Consider the following 288-nt stretch of genomic DNA (forward strand, 5'->3'; position numbering starts at 1 on the left):
CCACCACCGCGCTGGCGAGCCCCACGCCAGCGGTGCAGCCGGCAATGATGGCCAGCGACGCGAGGAAGCTCGTCGCCCGCAGCCCCAGGGTCCTGGCCGCGCAGGGCGCGAGGAACAGGACGTTCTGGGCACCCACATTGCGGTGGTTGCCGCCACCACCCCGGCGATGCCCCAATCGGCCCACGAGGTCAGCTCCACCGCCAGGGAAATGGCGAGGATGCCGGCGGCCAGTGTCACGACGTTCTGCAGCCTGACGCGGTTATGCGCCATCAGGACATAGGACAACGG

General features: G+C 69.8%; 1 protein-coding gene. It reads right to left on the bottom strand.

Annotation, left to right across the window (positions count from 1 at the left end; all coding sequences use genetic code 11):
• A partial coding sequence (locus J5474_RS22520; protein ID WP_209364249.1) for a hypothetical protein occupies nt 1-184 on the bottom strand: 184 nt, incomplete at its 3' end.
• Nucleotides 185-288: the final 104 nt, after the last annotated feature.

Source organism: Sagittula salina, from assembly GCF_017813235.1.
GTDB classification, from domain to species: domain Bacteria; phylum Pseudomonadota; class Alphaproteobacteria; order Rhodobacterales; family Rhodobacteraceae; genus Sagittula; species Sagittula salina.